The sequence below is a fragment of the Desulfacinum infernum DSM 9756 genome, from assembly GCF_900129305.1.
In the GTDB taxonomy this organism is placed as follows: domain Bacteria; phylum Desulfobacterota; class Syntrophobacteria; order Syntrophobacterales; family DSM-9756; genus Desulfacinum; species Desulfacinum infernum.
In genome coordinates this window covers 134394-153194 of record NZ_FQVB01000003.1, presented here as the reverse complement: position 1 = coordinate 153194, position 18801 = coordinate 134394, and the positions used below count along the sequence as shown (strand labels likewise).

Genomic DNA, 18801 nt, shown 5'->3' with positions numbered 1-18801 from the left:
GTCGTGAGTCGTGAATCGTGAATCGTGAATCGTGAATCGTGAATCGTGATGGGGTCGGTCCCTGTCGGTTCACGTGGCGTTGTCCCCCGCCTGCTTTCCATGAAACGCGACCTTGTCCTGTTCGTGTACGCGGGCTGTAGGGGCGAATAATCATTCGCCCCTACAGCCCACCCGCCACTCCATAAGCCATTCCTGCGCAAGCGCGACACCAAAGCCGCCGAAGCTGAACGACGGTGGACGGACGGTTGGGTTGCCCGCAAATCCTGCAGGATCTTCCGTCTCTTTTGCGGTCATCTTCTGCAAACCTTGCAGACACTCTGTTTGCATCCTTTCCTCCATCCTGCAACCAATTGAAAATGCAAAGAATGTCCGGATGGGATGTCCTGGCACGGAGATTGCCCTCTTGGCCGCTGTCCCACAAAGACGAGGACCATCCGTGCAGAAGGAGGAGAGGATGCATTTGTGGCGTTTTTTGAATGAGGATCTGGTGGTTCTGGATGTGCAGGCCCGGGACCGGATGTCGGCGCTTCGGGAGATCATGGAAAGAATCCCCCAGAACGGTCGGATTCGAAACAAGGAAAAGGCGCTTCGCGATCTTCTGGACCGTGAGTTGCTTTCCACCACGGGAATCGGGGGTGGATTTGCGGTTCCCCATGTTCTCACCGAAGAGGCGAACGTCCCGACGCTCGTCTTTGCCCGATCCGAAAAGGGAGTGGACTTCCAGGCCAAGGACGGCCGGCCGGTGCACCTGATCCTGGTGGCCTTCGCCAGCCCGAGAAAGAAAAACTTTTTCATTCAATGTCTTTACCATGCCGTTCAAGTCTTGAAGGACCCCGAGCAGTTCCGGCGCCTCATGCAGGCGGCCACGCCCGAAGAGGTTCTGAGCGTCCTGGGACGCAAGGAAAAGCCCGTGGACCGGGCATTGTTGGAGCCTGCGGTGACCATCTCCAAGGACGATCCGCGGTGGAAGTGGCTCAACCCTCGACAGGCGGTGGGAGCGTATCTGGCACGGGCGGCTTCGGAAGTTCTGGCTTAAGGACGGGTGGTTCGATCTATGAGGCGTTACTTGGATTTCGCGCGTTTTCTGAGGCGGTTTCGCGTCAGTGACCAGACCTTTCTGATCGGCGTGGCCGTGTTGATCGGCGTGGTGGTGGGGTGCGGCACCTACGTCTTCGAGCTGATGCTCAAGGGCGCCGAACTCTTTTTCTTCCACACCCTTCCGGCCTGGTTGGGAGAGGGGCGGCACGTCTGGGTGCTGGCCCCCTTTGCCGGCGGTGCCTTGCTGGCGCCCTTCATCCTGGCCTTTCCCAAGGAAGCCACGGAAGACGGCGTTCCCGCCACCATGGTGGCGGTGGCTTTGCGAAACGGTTTCATGAAATGGTCCCAGGCCGTGCTCCGCATGGTCATGTCGGCCATTACGCTGGGTTCCGGAGGATCGGCGGGGAGCGAAGGGCCCATCATCCAGATCGGCTCGGCGCTGGCTTCCGGCATCGGACAGACCTTGCGGGTTTCCGGCAACCGGCTGCGCATCATCGCCGCGTGCGGGGCCGCGGCCGGCTTGGCTTCCATCTTCAATGCACCCATCGCCGGGGTGCTTTTTGCCCTGGAAGTGGTCCTGGGCGAATTCAACGTCTCGTCCTTCAGCCCCATCGTGATCGCATCGGTGGTGGCCACGGCCTTCTCCCGGGCCTTTCTGCACGAAGAGTCCCTTCTGCACCTGCCGTTTCACGAGAGCTTTCGGGCGGCCGAAATTCCTCTTTACGCGTTGCTGGGAATGGCCGCCGGGATCGTTTCCGTGGTCTTCACCAAGACCATGCACGGCATGGAACGCTTTTTCCACCACCGGGTGGGCGGCCCCAGGGCGCTGAAGCCCGCCTTGGGCGGTCTGGTGGTGGGGCTGATCGGTCTGGGATGTCCCGAAGTGTACGGATACTCCTACGAACCCATCCTGCAGGCCATCAACGGGGAGATGCTCCTGGGAGCGTTGGCCCTCCTGGTGGCGGTCAAGGTGGTGGCTACGGCCTTCACGCTGGGTTCCGGCGGTTCCGGCGGGATCCTTTGCCCGTCGCTCTTCATCGGAGCCACCCTGGGAAGCTTCCTGGGCATGGTCTTCCAGCACTTTTTCCCCGAACTGGTCTTGAGTCCCGGCGCCTACGGTGTGGTGGGCATGGGAGCGCTCCTGGGCGCGGTGGTGCAAGCTCCCATGATGGCCATCATCATGGTCTTCGAATTGACCAACGAATACACGGTGATTCTGCCCATGATGGCGGCGTGCATCATCGCCACCGTGGTCCACAAGGGACTGGCCCACGGGTCCATCTATACCCTGGGGCTGGCCCGGAAAGGCATCGACATCAACGCCGGCCGGGAGATGGGCATCCTTTCCAGCCTCACGGTTCGGGACATCCTGGAGCCGGAGGCCGTGACCCTACCCGCCACGGCCTCCTACGACGCCGTCCTCCAGAAGCTTCTGAAGGGCAGCGGCAACTACGTCTATGTGGTGGATGAACAGGGATCTCTGGAGGGGGTCATTTCCTTTACGGACCTGAAGGAGTTCGTCTTTGAAGAAGGGCTGAACGGGCTGGTGCTGGCCAGGGACCTGGCCAACAAGGACCTGGTTTACGTGACGCCGGACGAGACGCTGGCCTCGTCCCTCAACAAGTTCAGCTTCATCGACATGGAGCAGCTCCCGGTGGTGGAGGTGAACGGCGCTCGGCGGCTCCGGGGAGTGCTCACCCGAAGCCGCCTGCTTAAGGCCTACCATCAGGAGATGCAAAAGCGGATGCTCATGCACCCGGCGGATCAACCGGAAGAGAGAACGATCCGGCAGTCCACGGAAAAACAGCCTTGGTCGTTGACGAAGACCGGGTTCAAGTCCAGTTCGGTGATTTCGGGATGATCCATCGCCAGACGGGAAAGGGCCAATAGGGCGTCCACTACGGCGGGGATCGCCGCGGGGGCCTCGCCACGCACCCCCTGGAGAAGCGGATAGATGCGAAGGGACCTGAGCATCCGTTCCGCTTCTTCTTTTTCGAGAGGGGCGATCCCCCGGGCCACGTCCCGGAAGACCTCCGTGTACACGCCGCCCATGCCCGCCAGGACCACGGGTCCGAAGTGCGGGTCGCGGCTGACGCCCAGGAGGAGCTCCTTGCCGGCCAGTTGCTTTTGCACCTGGATTCCGGTCAGGTGTCCGTCGGGGGTTTTATGCCGAAACCGCTCCGACAGATCGGAAAACGCCCGCTCCAGGGACGCGCGGTCGGAGATACCCGTCACCACGCCGCCGCGGTCCGACTTGTGGAGCCATTGGGGGGAGACGATCTTGAGCACCACCGGGTATCCCACTGAATCCGCCCACTGCACGGCCTCCGCCGGATCCAGGGTGATCCGGCTCGGGGCCGATACGATGCCGTAGTTTCGGAGGATCTCTTCGGCGTCCGCTCCCGTGATCACGTCTTCCGGAGCGGCGAGGGGCACCGGAGTCTCCGCCCGGGCGGGGTGTTCCAGGATCTCCGCCCGTGGTGGTTTCCGCCGGATCTGCTCAAACCGGTAGGTGGCCGAAAGACCCATGACCGCCTCGTCGATGCTTGCAAAGCAGGCCACGCCGTCCATGGCGTCCAGCTTGGGGGCTTCTTCGTGGGCCCCGTCCCCGTAAAGCCAGAAGGCCAGGGGTTTTCGACCCGTGTTACGTTCCTGGATGCGTCGGGTGGTTTCGGTGAGGCGCAGGTCGTCGTGGAGCGGAGAGGCCATCACCGGCGCGATCACGAGAACGGCGTGGACGTCGTCGCTTCGGAAGAGGGCGTTGCAGGTCCTTTCCAGTACGTTCGTGAACGATCCGCCCACCATGCCCAGGGGCCACAGATCCACCGGATTTCCCAGCCGATGCCAGGCGATACGGGGGTTTTCCAACGACGATCGGGCCTCCTCCGGGAACGGAGCCAGCCTCAGTCCGTAGTCTTCGCACGCGTCCGCCGTCATGATGCCGCAGGCTCCGGTGGCTGTCGCCACCCCCAACCGGGGCCCTTCCATGGCGCGGAAGTTCAGGAACGCCTTGCACACGGCGCGGAGCTCCACCATGTTCCGAACGCGAAGGAGTCCCGCCTTTCGAAAGGCCGCATCGAAGACGGCGTCTTCTCCCACCAGAGATCCTGTGTGGGACAAAGCCGCCCTGGCCCCGGCTTCGCTCCGGCCCGTCTTGAAGACGATGACGGGCTTTCGTGCGGCCATGCGGGCGGCCGTCTGGAGAAACTCCCGGCCCCTTCGGATCCCTTCCATGTGGAGCACGATGATTTCCGTCTGCGGGTCTTCGGCCAGGTAGGGAAGCACGTCCGCAAAGTGGACGTCGCAGCCGTTTCCGATATCGATGGCCTTTCCGATTCGGCCCGTGAAGGACTCGATCCCCACCTGGAGGACCCCCGACTGGGCCACCAGGCTGAGAGGCGGAGGCGAGGGGTCCTTGGGAAGATCCAGGAAGGCGGTGCTGAACCGGGAAAAGGCGTTGAGCACCCCCATGGTGTTGGGCCCCAGCACGCGGACGCCGAACCGACGGGCCGTCTCCGTCAGCTCCCTTTGGAGGTCCGCCCCCGTTTCGTCGGCGTCGGCGAAGCCCTGGCTGATCACGATCACGTGACGGATTCCCTTTTCGGCGCATTCTTGGAAAACGGGGAGCACCCGGTCCCGGCCCACGGAGATGACCGCCAGTTCGGGGGCTTCGGGCAGATCGGCCACGGAAGGATAGGTATCGAAGCCCAGGATATTCGGCACCTTGGGGTGAATCACGTAGATCTTCCCCTGGTAGCCGTAGCGAAGCATCATCTCCAGGTTGTTGTAGGCGCCCACGCCCGTCTGCCGGGAAACGCCGATGAGAGCCACCGATGCGGGGTTGAGGAATCCATCCACGGCCACCTCCTTTGGATTGCGAGCCACGGGAAAGCGCCGGGCCATGCCGGCCGGTTTGGAAGAGTCAAACCCTTTCTAGATGCGGCGGGGGGAAGGTGTCAATGGACGTTCCAAGTCCCGGCGGGAAAGCATCTACGCGCGCCTGCTTAATTTCTTCCTAATCCATAAAGGGATTGCGGCGCATCGGAAGAACGGCGACCACGCAGGCGACGTCATCCACGACATCGTAGTACCTGAATTGGACGGTTCTTTCTAATGGAAAGCTCCTGAAGGGCGGGCGTAAAGCCCGCCCCTACAAAAAGCCCCGGACCCATTGGGTAGGGGCGGGGTTTATCCCCGCCCGCTAATCACGCGGTGTAAGAGACACCCGAAGAAAAAATCGCTCAGATTAGGTAGTAGATGGCGTAGGGGAATCGTTTGGCAAGCATGCGGAAGAAGCCGTACTCCTTGGGGTGAATGCCGGCGTAGAGAACTAAAGACTCTATGTCGGAAAGAAGACTGTCCCAGAAATAGTCGCCGACGCCCGGCTCTCTTCGATCGTAGAAGGCCTTTCCGTCGTTCAAGTCATTGGCGACTTCTTTCAGAACGACCACATCTCTGACGGTCTTCACTTACGGCTCGCCCTCAATTTTTCAAGAGAAAGGAACTCGGCCTTCCCGGTTTCCATCATTTTCGATCGTTCCGCCAGGACGTCCCGGTGCCATTCTGGTGATTCCATCTCAAACTCTTCTTCCAGAAGAGAATCCCAGATGGCCTCCATGGCCCGGAGGCGCTCAATCCTGCTCAGTTTCTTGATCTGCTGTCTATCCATTGCGTTTCCTTTCCGGGAAATTAAAGACCGCCTATCCCGGTCGTTTTCTCGTGGCCTTGTGCATTTGGCTCTGTTTCCTCCGGAGCGCCAAGCGGTCCAGGTTTAGGCAGCCTCGATGCGCCTCAGTTTGCTGACATCAACGGATTGTTGAGCTTTCCGCAGGTCGCATCGCACCTGCAAGCGCAGCCATCCCTCGGGTGTGCGGCCAAAGACCTTTGACAACCTGAGGACCATTTCGGGACTGATACCCGCCCGGCCATTCAAGAGCGTCGAAAGAGTTTTTCGAGTTGCGCCGAGCGCTTCGGCCGCTTTGGTTACGGTTAAACCCAAGGGATCAAGACATTGGGATCTGATGATTTCACCGGGGTGGGGTGGGTTGTGCATGCGCATGGGGTGCTCCTTCGATGGTGATCCTCGTCGTCGACGTCCAAAACATCGCCTTTTTCAAATCTGAAGGTAACCCGCCGGTTTCAAGAAGGGCCGGAATTTGGCTGAGACGCGTTACGTGAGACGGATTCACGCCTGTGACCTTGCCGGTTTCGAACAATTTTTTTAAGCCCTTATGCTTAAACGAGCAAATCATGGGATGGGAGTGTAACCAGGCACGTAGCGGGTGTCAAACTGGAGGCGACTCGCAAGGAACCCGGGCGGCTCCATAGGAGCTTGTCTGACAATGGATCTCCGATTCACACGGCGCGCAAGAGACCGGAGGATTCCCGTCCTCCTCGTAGCCGCGGGGCTTCAGCCCCGCGGAAAAGAGCCATCGTAACCCAGTGAAGTGAGAGGCAGTATCCGATGGTCCCTCCGACGCCCGTGGATTCCTCCGCAGCCCTGAAGGGCTGCGCTACGAGAAAAACGGTCTTCCCCAGCGTTTTCAGACAGGCTCATGGGAGCCCGTCCGAGAACTCCACTAGCCGTCACTCGCGCGCAAGCGGGCGTCCATAACCTACTGGAAATTCTGGATCCCCGCTCCCCGTTCAAGCCGGGGACAAGCCTCGGGGGGATGTCGAAGGGCCGCTGAATGACGGAAATCGGTCATTGTCGGACAGCCTCATAGGGAATTGTTCGCGTGAAAGACCCTGTCGGGTTACGTTGTGAAAAACTTCTTGCTTGACTTGGCCCGAAAAATCCATTTTTCTGAATGTTACCGCTGGGAGGTGTCCCGCCATCGACTACCCCCGATGGAGAGAGCCTCCGTCCCAAAAAATCCTACGATCACCTTCATCGACGACTGCTGAGCCCGTACGAACCACCTCGAGTTCTCGGACTGCCAAGGAACCTGATCCTCCTTCTCCGGAACCTGCCGGATCCGGGTGATCGCCTTTTTTTCTTTTCTCTTCGAGCGGCGTCCCGTCCTTTGCGTGCACGGGCGGGGCGCCCGGGTGCAACGCCGAAGCCTGTGGTGCGGAGCAGGAAAGATGACGGGACCGATGAGAACATGGATCGGGAGACTGCTTGAGGCGTGCTCGGAAGAACTCGCCCACGGAGAGGAACGCACTCCTTGGAGGCTGCTTCGAAAAGAGTCTCCGCGGGGATTCTTCCTCTCCACCCCTTCCGGGCGTTTCCGCGTGGTTCATGTGGAACCTCTCTCGGCGGGCCTTTGGGCCGGGCTTTTGGGGGCCCGCTACGGCGAGGCGGTACGCGCCGGCACCTCCGATGCGGCCGTCCGACAAGTGGTGGAACGACACGGAGACGAAGGGCGGTACCGGGTTCTGCTGGTCCAGGCGGGAGAGGGGGGAAGACGATGGCTCCCCCTGGCCGTTCTGCTGGAGGACGCCCAGGGCGATCACCATCTGCTGGAAACGGCCCTGGAAAACTTCCAGCGGCTGGGACCGATCCTCTTGGGGGGATTCCAGATCCTCGCCGCACGGCCTGTGGATTTCGCGCGCTTCGACGCTCACGGGGACTTCCTGGTTCCGGGCGGGCACAACATCGTGGAACGGCACAGCACGGAAAAGAGGCCCCGCCACCTTTCCCGCCGGGTGCATTTCGATGCCCAGCGGTGCACCCACTGCCTGCAATGCGCCACCCTGTGCAGCGAAATGAAGGTCCATGTGGGAGCCGAAGGGCCCCGTCTGCTGGGACCGTCCGAAGACTACTGCACCGATTGCGGGCTCTGCCGCATGCGCTGTCCCTACCTGGTTTCCGTGCCCAAGGAAACGGAGGAAGGATCGGCTTCCTTCCGTCGGCTCCTCCTGGAACGCGGTTCGGGAATCCACCTCTACGGGTTGGAAGCCGAACGGTTCAGGAACTGGCTCCATGGGCTGGAGGCCGAAGCACCGGGCGACGTGCCCATCCGATGCACCACCGTCTTTTCCCGGGAATCCGATTCGGATCTCTTTCCGGTCCTTTGCCAGACACACCTCCAAATCGTACCTGGAGAGGCCGCACCGGATCCCGTCGTCTCCCGGGGAATGGTGGTGACCGAACTGGACGACGGCGAAGGACCCCGGCTGATCCTCCGGTCCCGGGCGGTTGCGGGAATTCTTTGCGCCGGCGAGTCCGGCCGTGTGGAGCGGGATCTTCTGCAAACGGCCATGACCCTGGGGATGGAGGTTCGGGCGGCGGCATCGCCCCTGGTCACGGAGGGCGGCGAAGAGGAGGGAGGCGGCGGTCTGCATCCGGAAAAGCGCCTGCATCTTCCTTCCAACGACGTGGTGCATCGCCTGATCCGGTCGGGGCTCTGGGACGATCGTCCCATGGAACGGCTTTGGGAAGCCGGTGAGGTGGACGTGATCCTGGCGCCTTCCTACGACGATGTGCCCGCCGAACTCACCGGGGCCGTTGTTCGCGAAACAGGGCGGGATGCCCTCATCATGGCTCCCCATCTGCCGCAGCGGCTTCCCGTGACCCACAGCCCGTTGCTGAACGCTCTTTCCGAGGCCCTCCGGGAGATCTTTCCCAAACACCCGGAGCTTCTGGAAGTGGAAACCCGCTGGGCCCGGCGCCTCCTTTCCGACGTGCGGCGCCATTCCACCCTGATCCATGCCCGATACCGGCCGCTGGCCTTCGCCGGCGGGCATTCGGCATGTCCGTCCTGCGCCGAGGTGCAGGTGTTGGCCATCCCCGTCACCATGGCCATGGCCATGAGCCTGGCGCGGGGCGAGGTGCCTCAGGTGGCCTTCACTTGCGAAACCGGCTGCATGAGCGAGACCCTCAACAAGATGAACGAAGTGGCCCAAAAGGTCCCGGGGGGCCGAACCGTCTTCGGCGGCGGGTTCGCCTTCGGGGAAGCCATGGCGTCTGTGTGGGACCGGGCGGTGCGCATGGGGCTTTTGCGCAAAGGCCGGCGCTATGTGGTGAGCCAGGGCGGGGACGGCGGGGCGGTCATCGGACTTCCCGCATGGCTCAACGCCCTGCGCCAACAGGCGCGCCTCATCCGGAGCCGCCATGCCAACACCCTTCACTTCATCACCGTCACGGACACCCAGGTCTATTCCAACACGGGCGGCGAAAGTTCGGCCACGTCCATGCTGGGCATGGGGACGCTCACCACCCCCATCGGGAAGTTTCTTCTGGGAAACCAGCGCATCCAGTGGAATCTCATCAACCTGGCCGCCGAATTCCCCGGCGTGCTGGTGGGCATGGGACACAGCGCCGGTAGGACGGCCAACCAGGAGTTCTGGCATACGGCGGACCGTCTGGGCATGTCGGCCATCCGTTGGGACGTGACGCCCTGCCCGGAGACGGGAAAGTTCTTCGGGGAAGATCCGGACGACCTGGCCCGGGTCATGGCCCAGGCGGGCATGATGCCGGAGGTGGTCTTCTACGGCCGGTACCGCAAGAGGGTGGCGCCGCTCCATCCCGAAGACGAGGACAAGCCCTACGAGCGGTGGCGGCGCACGCCCCGACCGATCCTGGATTGGATTTCCCGGGATCCCCGCTACAAGGCTCTCCTCAGGAAAAACCCGCTGACCGGGGAACCCGAGCCTCGAAACATCACGGCCCATTTCCTCATCCTGCAACTGGAAACCTACCGGGACCAGCTCAACTGGGAGATCGATCTGGAAACCCATCTGGTAAGGCAGGCCGAAGGCTGGGTGGACGCATTCCTCCAGGAACTTCGCCGGGAATGGGAGAACGCCCGGGGCCATCCCGCCGGATTTCCCTACGCCTTTCTCTTCAACGAGCGCGGGGAATGGAAACCGGAATTCGCCGAAACATTGCACCGGGACCTGGTACTGCGCGTGTTGGGTTGGGACGACCTTCGCCGGTACGTGGAGAAGCGCGACGCGGCCTGGGACGAATCGGAGCGGCGCTGGCGGGCGGTTGTCCAGGCGCTGGAGCAGCTGGAAAGCTACGGGCAGGAACTGAAGGGCGATCTGGAGGGCACTGAAATTCCGGTGGACAGTGCGGCTGCGGAAGCCCGGGAGGCACTGGCGGCCCTCCGGACGGCTTTCGAAAGGCTGCGGGATGCGGCCCGGCGGGAGCTGGAAAAGGATCGGCTGGGTCGTGAGCTTTTCGGTGCCGCCAAGGAGGGATCCCGCCGGGACGTGGCCGAAGAAAGAAAGGCTTTCCTGCGGCGCACTCTGGACCGCCTGTTGGAAGAGCGGGCGGTGGCCGTCTTCCACGAATTCCAGCAGCATCGGCTGTCTCAACAGCTGAAGAAGGATTTTCTGGAATCGGGCGGGATCGTTCGGGCCGCCCACCGCACGGCATCGTCTCCGGAACGTGAGGCCCTGCGCCGGAAGGTGGCCTCCTTCGGTCCGTTTTCCATTGCGGTGGCGAGCCTGGCCGGTGACCGCGGGATCGCCATCAACCGCGTGTTTGCCCAGTTTCTCACGGCCAAGGGCGCCTGGGCGGGCATGGCCTGGCAATTCGGATCATCCAAGCGGGGCACTCCCGTTCTTTCGGCCACCTTCGTGGACAGCCGTCCTCTGGACCGCAAGGACGCCATGTTCGCCTTTCCCTGCGCCGTTCTGGTGAACACCAACTTCGAGGAGATGAAACGGGATCCCGACCTCTTTTTCGGACAGCTTCGGTTTGCGGGAACACTCATCTTCAACCACACCGCGCCTCCGGAAGAGTTGTGGCGGGAGCTGATGGGGTTCTACCCGGAAGAGGTGCGGCAGGTGGTGACGACTGTGAGGGAGGAGGCGGCCCGGAACGGCGGATGGCCGCGGGAGCGCCTGGAACGGGCGGTCCGGGAGGCCCTTGAGGCCCTTTCCGGAGACGTCGCCGGGCGGGATTCCTCCGGCCGGTCGTTTCTGGACACCTGCCTTGCCATGGTTTCCTGCCGGGTGCTCTGCGTGGACATGGACGGCATCATGGAGCGCGTGTCGGGACGGAGCGGTCTGGTGTCCAACCTGGTGGCCGTGGGGCCCATCTTCAAGGTCCTGGAGGATGCGGGGCTCCCCGTGGACTGGGAAAGGGACAGAAAGGGGCTGATCCAGGGATTTCCGGATGCGGTTCTCAAGAATCCCCGCCTCCTGGCCCACTACGAAGCGGCCATGGAACGGGCTCGCCTAGAATACCGAGAATTTCCATCGCCGGTGCCGCACGTCCCTTCGCCCGAAACCCTCGCGGAAACGGGAAGCGAAGGGAAAGCCGTTGGGTGCGAAGCGGATCCCGGAGATTCCCTCATGATCATGGGCGGCACCCTCGCGGGGATCGTTCTTTCCCAGATCGCCCTTCCCGAACACCCTCTCTTCTACGTGGGTTTTCCCATCACGCCGGCGGGAAATCCTTTCTACGCCATGGCCGAAGCCTTCGCCAACGGGCATCCCTACATCGTGGTGGACGAAAACAACCCGTCGGAAAAGGTGGCGGCGGAAAAGCTTCTGGGGGTGGCTCGAACGGGTTGCTTCCTCCCGGTCACTTTCACCGCCTCCCAGGGCTGGCGCCTCTTTACCGAGATCATCCCCCAGTTCGTGGGCGCGCGCCTGGAAGGAATCTTCGTGCTGACCAAGCGGGCCCTGGCGGCTCCCAATCTGAACATCGAAGAAAGCCACACCGATTTCATGAGCTTTCGGGACGACGGCGGGATCATGCTGGCGCCCAAGAGCGTGCAGGAGTACGTGCCGAGCTTGTATCTGGCGCGGCTCCTGACCCATTTTGCCAAGCTTCCCGTGATTCTCTCCATCGGCGGGATCACGGACACCCACAAGATCGGCCTGGTGCGGGTGCCTTCGGACCTGCAGGTGCGCCGGTGGCTTCGGGACACCCTGCGGGGCTTCGACTTTCTGGAACACCGGATCGTCGACAGTCGGGGGAGGCGCGTGGTGCACGGACCCAGCTGCACGGCGGCCACCTACCAGGAGACCCAGTCCGAGCTGGAAAAGGCTCACGGGGTTGTCCGTTACGTGTGGCCCCATGCGGTGAGAGCCGTGGAGGAACTGACCGGCGTGCGGCTGGACCCCCTGGAGGTGCGGGTGGCCGGAGGTCCGGGGCGGGAAGCCTCCCTTCGGGGCGGGGCTGCGGACACGCTCTTCTTCCTCCAGGGATCTCTCTTCCCCAACGCGGTGGAAGCGCTTCAGCAGCTGGAGGAGGAGGGCTGGCGCGGATTGGGCTGCGTGTCGGTCCGGCTCATGAACCCGTTTCCGGAAAAGGAGATCCAGGCCCTGGCATCCCGGGCATCGAGGGTGGTGGTGCTGGACCGGTCCAACAGCTTCGGGTCCGTCCCGCCCCTGGCTTCCCGAATCTTCAACGCCGTGGCCCGAATGGAAAACGGATCTTCCAAAAGACCGCTTCTCCGGTCTCTGGTGGGCGGCCTGGGCGGCCGGGAGATCACCGTGGAGGAGATGCGGGCCATTCTCCTGTCTTCCCATCTGCTCCTGAGCCGAGCGGAACCGTGGGAGGCGGAACTGCTGGATCAATGGACGGAGTCGGACTCCTTGCTTCGGGACATGGTGGAGGAGCTGACCTCCCTGGAGCTTCGAAACATCCGACGGCACACCCGGATGCCGGAGCGATTGCGGCGGGAGCTCGCCTCGGTCCCGGAATCCGAACCACTACGCCGAGAACTCCTGGAGAAGATCCGAGCCAAGGACACCGTGGGCCTGCTGGCCCACTACGGCCAGGTGGAATTCATCGCGCCCCGGGAGGTGCTAGGCGAGACGGAGCTTCGGCGGGAGCTGGTCCTTTACCTGGAGCGGCGCCTGGCCTTGGAGGCGTCTCGGCGGGGGTTCAGGGATTGGCGTCGTGCGCTCCTTCTGGCCCTCTACGGAACCGCGGAAGACCTGGAGGCGGCCGGACGGTTGATTCCGAAGGCCGGAGAGCCTCCCTGTTCGCCGGGTCTGCTCGGCCGCCTGGGTCTTGCGGAGTTCGCCGCGGATCTTCCCGAACCGGATTCCGCCGCCGAGGCCCGCCGTCCGAGTCTGCAGGGAGATACGGATTCAACCCGCACCGGGCCTTCCCTGGATGTGTGTGCCCTTCCTTCCGGTGCCGAGGGGGAGGGGGCTCAGGGCGAAACCGTCCTTTTCGACGAAAGGGAGGCAGCTCGCATCGAGACCCTGATCCGAAACTTGGTGCGGGAAGGGGAAGATCGGCCGCTTCTCTTCAACCCGGAAGACTATGACCGGGCGATCGTGGAAGCCCTGGAAAAGGATAGCTCTTCCCAACTTTTCGGACTGCTCAACCAGGCGCACGTGAATTCGGAAGGTCCCGGAGGCCGAGCGACGCGCGGACGCGGGGAAATCGTGCAGGCCCACCTCTGGACCTATCGGGACGTGATCGATCGCACGGTCCAGAGGGAAGTGCTGGGCCGAACGTACGCCCCGGAGCTGCTCCATGTTTTCGAAGGGGAGGGGCTGGAACGGCTGAAGGTTTTGGTGGAGGAGCTGAACAAGACGGAGGGGGTGGAGGATCTTCGCGAGGCGGTGGAGGCGTTCCTGCGGGAACGGGTTCTCTCCCGGCTTCCGAAAACGCCGGAATTCTACCTGGAATACTTTCGGACCTGGGTCTGGCCCGCCCTTGCGAAAGCCGACGGACATCTCGGGTAGGGGCGGGGTTTATCCCCGCCCGTTGAGCGCGCGGGAATAGAAACCCCCCATGAAGGAATCCCCCTGCTCATGTGAAAGAACAATGTTTTCGGTTCCCTGTGGGAGCGGCCTTGGCCGCGGTCCGGATCGCCGGCAAGCCGGGTCCCACAAAAAAGATCCTCCGGTGCCGACATCTTTCGTCCATCTGTTTCACAAAAAGGGAATGCCATGGATCGCTTGAACGCCCTGAAAAAGACCTTCGATGAAGTGGAACGTCGATTCCCGCGGGCGCCTCGCATGGCGCTTGCGGAGGTGGCGCCCCGCCGGGAGTCACTTCAGGTCCGCGCTCCTTCCTTCGAGGATTTCCTGGGTGAGATGGTTCGAAACGGCCAAACGGCCTTGAGCCGCACGGCCTGGGATGCGGCGGCGATTCTGGGCCGTTTTTTCGGGCTGTCTCACGGGGGGGCGGCGTGGACGACCCGGGTGGAGCAGAGCCTCCGTGATCTCCTTCAGATGGACGGAGTTTCCAGCGGAGATGCTGCGCGGGAACCGCGGAAGGCCTGCCTTCGGCTGTTTCGCCGTCTCTGGTTCGAGGGCGCTCCCAACGGCGCGGGGTCGGATCGGCGTTTTCCGGGCATGGCCCATGCCGCCCGCGTGGGTTTCTTTGAACGCGTTCCTTTGGAGGTCACCCCCTGGGTTCGGTGGATCCTTCAGGTGGAGCACTACCATCGCACGGATCCGGAACGCCACGAGGGGAGGCTCGATCGGTACCGCTATTTACGCTGGGAAAGACCCGATGCCCTTTTGACGGAGATGGAAGACGTTCTGGTGTGGACCGAGCAGGAGCTTTTTCGGGGAGTCCCGGTGACACTGGAGGACAAGGCGAATCTCTGCGCCCGGGCCCTGGAGAATCGCCTGGCACCGGGGCTCCGCTTCCCCGAACCGATTCCGGCGCTGATCTACCTGCTCATGCGCTGCCATCGGTTCTGTCTTGCCGAGGTTGTGGATCCCAGGGACGACGAGCGTGCCCACGCGGTGGAGGCTTCCCGTGAACTCCATTGTCTTACGGACCTCATGCTCGTGATCTATCGCCGGTGCCTGAACGTGGACCCCCTTCCCGATCCCGCTGCGGTGTTGGAAGAACTGATGCAGGCGGGATTCAACCTGGAGCACGAATCCTTCAAGGATCCCTACACGGCCTGCCTGGTTCCACCGGAAGAGACTCCGCAATTTGATGAATCGGTGGTCCGGCTCTTCGCCGACCCTGATTCGCTCACGGGAGACCTGGAAAAGGACTGCGAGGCCGCCGCGGCATCGTGGCTGGAGGTCCAACGGCGGGTGTTGGCGGCTCTTCTCGGGGAAGTGCGCGACATGCGCAGCGCTCTGGAACAGCCTCTTCCCCGGAAAGACCTCCTGCGCCGGTGCGCGCGGTTTCTGGTCAGTTGGGCGCTGAGCGGCCACGTGCGGGGAGAGGTTCCTTCGGTCCCCCGCCTGGCGGAAAGGGTGCGGGGGGCTCTGCCGGAGGAATTGTTGCGGCGCCTGGTCCGTCAGAGACGCGGATTCGAAGTGCCGACCCGAAAGGAATTTCAGGCGCTCGTGGAAAAGGAGTGCTCCCGCCAGATCGACGTCTTGGAAAAGGCCCTTTCGGACGGCCGCCTGGAAGGGGAGGGCGATTTCCACGTGATGGTTCGACTGGCGGCGCTTTCCGGCCTTCCGTTTCCCGAGGAGGAAGCCCCCGAGGGTTTCCAGTGGGCCTGCCGGCTGGAAGACGTATTGAAACGGCTGGAGTCCGCCGGAAAGGCGCCGGAACTCCTCACGAAAGATTTCCGGTTCTTCCTGGAGACTCCCTTTCCCCCCGGGGGTACGCCTTTCGAGATGCTGGAGGCTGTCCGGTGTGTGGTCCCCCGGGAGGCGATCCTGGTGGCGCTGCAAAAGGAAGGGATTTCCGAGCCGGAGGCGGCCGGAGCCTACGACCGGGTGCTGGGGGAGTTCGCCGGGGCGTTTCACAAGCTGGCGGTGGCCTCCCGGCGCAGCCCGGATTCCCGGTTTCACCCGAGGCTGGAAGATGGTGATCTGACAAGGATTCTGGCGGTCTTGGCGGCCCCGCTCGGTGAACTGAAGGGGCCTCTGGAGGCGTCGGCTCTGGAAGCTTTCCAGGCCCGGGCGAACTGCTTCCAGCGCCGTGACGACGGCCTTCTGCTCTTGAGCGATGAAGAATGGGAGGCGGCTGCTGTCCACGGCGTTGTCACCACCCTGGGGCCGGATCTTCCCAGGATGCTGGAAACCCACAAGCCGGAGTGGATCCGATCCATCCTGGAGGAGCAGACGGAAAAGTGGCAAACGCTTCCGGAGGTTTCCCTGCGAAATCCGTTGAGGCGCCTGATCTTGAAATGGATCGGTCCCGGAGAGGATGCGGAACCGGATCCCGAAATCGTCCAGGACGTCATGGCACGGCTTCCGGGCCTGGACTGCGGTTCGTGCGGTGAGCCGAGGTGCCGGCGATTCGCCCTGGGGCTCATCCGAGGACGTTACCAGCCGGGAGGCTGCGTACATCTGACGGCACGCCAGCGCGGGGATCTGCAGCAGAAGCTGGAGCATTTCGCCGCCGGGGCGCCCGGAGCCCGGCTTCCCCGGTCCGTGTTTCAACTCATGACGGACCCGGATCTGTGGCGGCGGGTCTCCGGCCGTCATCCACTCAAGAGGGCCGTCGAAAACGCGCTGGACGTGAAACGCCAGAAAGCAAGGCGGCTCTTTTTTCAAAAATTGGAAACCCTTTGGGAAGCCCTGGACAGAAAGCCCGACATCTACCGACGGCCGGACGAGGAAGCCTTCTACCGGGCCTTGGTGGATACCGTGGGATTCGACGCCACCGAACGGATCACCGGAGAGGAGCGGCGCTGGCTGGTTCAGCACGGCAGCAGGCGGCTGGAGGCGGAATGGGACCGGCTGGAACTCCGGCGCGACTGGCTGAAACTGAGCCGTCTGAAGGTGGCGAGCCGGCCGCGCCTGGAGGAAGCCGACCCGGCGACCTTGGCCGAAAGGGCCTATGAAAGGGTCTTCTATCTAAACCAGTTGGATGGGGAGGACCGGCGCCGGGTGCTTCTCCGGAGGCTGGAAGCCCACGAGGACGGGTTTTCCCAATGGTGGAATCAGGACCTGGTGTCCATGAATCATCCCAACTATCTGATCGACAACTGGGAAGAGTTTTCCAAGGTGGTGAAAAACGCCTACTGGCACCAGGAAGATTTCCCCGCCCCGCTCCGGCTGGGCCGCGAGATCTTCCAGGGATGGTCCGAAGGGGACGAAGCGGAAGCCTTCACCGAGGATTGGATCCGCTTCCTGGTTGGAGCGGAAGCGAAGTCTGCTTTGGGCGACGGAACGCAGGAAGCAAGAGAGGCCGCCAGCCGGCCGCAAGAGGGCGGAGCCAGGAAGATTCTGAAGAATCCGGGAGACCTGCGGCGGGAACTGGAAGTCCTGGCGGCTGGGATCGAGAGGGAAAGAGAAGATCGGGGTTCTCCCGGGGCGAAGAGGCCGGCGGCCAGGACCCGCCCGCTACGGGACGCGCTCTGGGAGGCGTTTCAGCGAGCAGGGTACCGTTTCCATCCGGATTTTTCCGTACCTGCCGAGGATCTGGAACCTTCCGAGCGGGATCTTTCTCGTCTTTCCCTTCCGGAAGCGGTTCGTGCGTCGGTGGAGGCCGTGGCCCGGAAATGGGAGCAAGAGGCTCAAGTGGCCGCCTGGTTAGAGGATGTTCTTATCAGGTCGCCCACCCAAAGCCCGCCCCTGAGCGCCCTGGAAGCCTGGATACGGCGGGAGCTTCGCACGGGTTCGATGCCGCGGGAGGTGGAGGAACGAATTCGGGGCTGGTTTGCGGCGCATCCCCATTGGAAGGTGGATCTCCTGACGGAATGGATCGGCCGGCTGGCGGCCATGGCCCGTTGGGAGGAGTTGGTGGCCGCCTTTGCCGGCGTGGTGGTCCAGGGGCTCCAGGCGCCCTCCTTGCGGCGGTTTGCCGAGTCCCATCCGAACTGGTTCGAGAAGATTCGGGAGGCTGTGCGGCAGCGGGGCGATTTCGACCGGGAACGGCTTCTGCACTACCTTTTCGTTCTGGCCAAGATGGAAGGCAACCTGGACGTCATAACGGGATTGCTTCGGGAAATTCGGGAAACCTCGGACGTGATCGAGGCCGCGTGGCTGCAGTTCACCAAGGACAGACTGGCCGAAGGCTCGCCTCCGGCGCTGCCCCGGACCGTGCCGCCGCGGATCCCGCTTCTGGCCGGAAAGGTAAAGGACCTGGAAGCGCTCCATCGAAGTCTCACGGGGGGAGTTTCCCGTTCGGAGAAGCGGACGGTGGCCGATGCGGTGCGTGAATTGCTCCTTTTCATGCGGTTTCACATCGTCCAGCTCTCGGAATCGCAAGAGGATCCCAGGGAGGCTTTCCAGGCCTTTCTGGATGCCGGGTACAGCCTGGAGGGCCTGGATACGGAGGCGCTCCGAGAGGCTTTCGGTAGAGAGTGGCAGCGCCGTGCGGCTCATCGGCAGAACCGCATCTGGATCTTGACCATGGCCGTGGCCCGGCGCTGTGCGGCTCTCAGCACCGAATTGCAGGAGGCGGACCGGGCTTTCGCCAAGGTTCGTCAGAGCCTTCTGAAAGAGGATGGCACCGGTGAGATGGATTCCGTCTGCCGACGTCGGGGCATCGCCCTGGGCCGGGTGAAGGAGCAGGTCTATCGGGAGCTTTCCGAGTTGCTGGAGCGGGAGCGGCTGGAATCCTTTCGAAAGCGGATCCGTCAGATCGTCCACCAGCTGGACCGGAAGCGCCTGGAGATCGTGAAAAGCTGGGTGTGCGGAGAGGTGAACCGGTTCAGCGTCTTCCATATCCTGCGTCAGCGCCAGAAAGAGGGATCACCTCCGACCGCAGAGGATTTCCGGCGCTTCATCCTGGAGCAGTGGACGGTGAGGGTGGAAGAGCTCCGTTCCGGAGGCAAGGAGGGCGCCCGGGAACGGCTGCTCGAACTGGATGAGTCGTTCCAGGCGCTCTTGGGAGTGTCTCCGCTTTCCGTGGAAGAAGAGGCCCGCGCCGAGGCCGAAGCGGCTTTGAAGTCGTGGTGGGCCGAAAGGGAGGGACAAGTGCGCCGAACGGTGGGCCGGGCTTTTCTTAATGGATGAAGAAGA

General features: G+C 63.0%; 9 protein-coding genes. 4 read left to right on the top strand and 5 right to left on the bottom strand.

The features are described from left to right. Positions 1-150: 150 nt before the first annotated feature. Positions 151-327, bottom strand: coding sequence for a hypothetical protein (locus tag BUB04_RS19195; RefSeq protein WP_178371859.1), 177 nt, complete (start codon positions 325-327; stop codon positions 151-153). A 127-nt stretch (positions 328-454) separates the two neighbouring features. Here BUB04_RS19195 and BUB04_RS00680 point away from each other — a divergent pair, with 127 nt between their 5' ends. Beyond that, positions 455-1036 carry a PTS sugar transporter subunit IIA gene (locus BUB04_RS00680; RefSeq protein WP_073035976.1) on the top strand — a complete coding sequence of 194 codons (582 nt, stop codon included), beginning with the start codon at positions 455-457 and terminating at the stop codon, positions 1034-1036. An 18-nt stretch (positions 1037-1054) separates the two neighbouring features. Further along, positions 1055-2899, top strand: coding sequence for a chloride channel protein (locus tag BUB04_RS00675; RefSeq protein ID WP_073035974.1), 1845 nt, complete (start codon positions 1055-1057; stop codon positions 2897-2899). Here the strand turns inward: BUB04_RS00675 and BUB04_RS00670 are convergent. The 4 genes from BUB04_RS00670 to BUB04_RS00655 form a co-directional block, all read right to left on the bottom strand. Then, on the bottom strand, positions 2803-4896 hold the full coding sequence (locus BUB04_RS00670; RefSeq protein ID WP_178371858.1) for an acetate--CoA ligase family protein: 2094 nt from the start codon (positions 4894-4896) through the stop codon (positions 2803-2805). The two genes, BUB04_RS00675 and BUB04_RS00670, sit on opposite strands and share 97 nt — an antisense overlap. Positions 4897-5279: 383 nt before the next feature. Beyond that, a complete protein-coding gene (locus tag BUB04_RS00665) occupies positions 5280-5507 on the bottom strand; it encodes a hypothetical protein (RefSeq protein ID WP_073035970.1) in 228 nt (75 codons plus the stop codon). Next, positions 5504-5707, bottom strand: coding sequence for an addiction module protein (locus BUB04_RS00660; RefSeq protein WP_073035968.1), 204 nt, complete (start codon positions 5705-5707; stop codon positions 5504-5506). Before BUB04_RS00660 ends, BUB04_RS00665 begins: the two co-directional genes overlap by 4 nt. A gap of 102 nt (positions 5708-5809) precedes the next feature. Then, a complete protein-coding gene (locus BUB04_RS00655; protein ID WP_073035967.1) occupies positions 5810-6097 on the bottom strand; it encodes a HigA family addiction module antitoxin in 288 nt (95 codons plus the stop codon). A gap of 1040 nt (positions 6098-7137) precedes the next feature. Between BUB04_RS00655 and BUB04_RS00650 the strand changes: the two genes are divergently transcribed. Then, on the top strand, positions 7138-13647 hold the full coding sequence (locus tag BUB04_RS00650) for a hypothetical protein (RefSeq protein ID WP_143156298.1): 6510 nt from the start codon (positions 7138-7140) through the stop codon (positions 13645-13647). A gap of 207 nt (positions 13648-13854) precedes the next feature. Beyond that, entirely contained in the window at positions 13855-18795 is a 4941-nt protein-coding gene (locus BUB04_RS00645) for a (Fe-S)-binding protein (RefSeq protein WP_073035963.1), read from the top strand. Positions 18796-18801 lie beyond the last annotated feature (6 nt).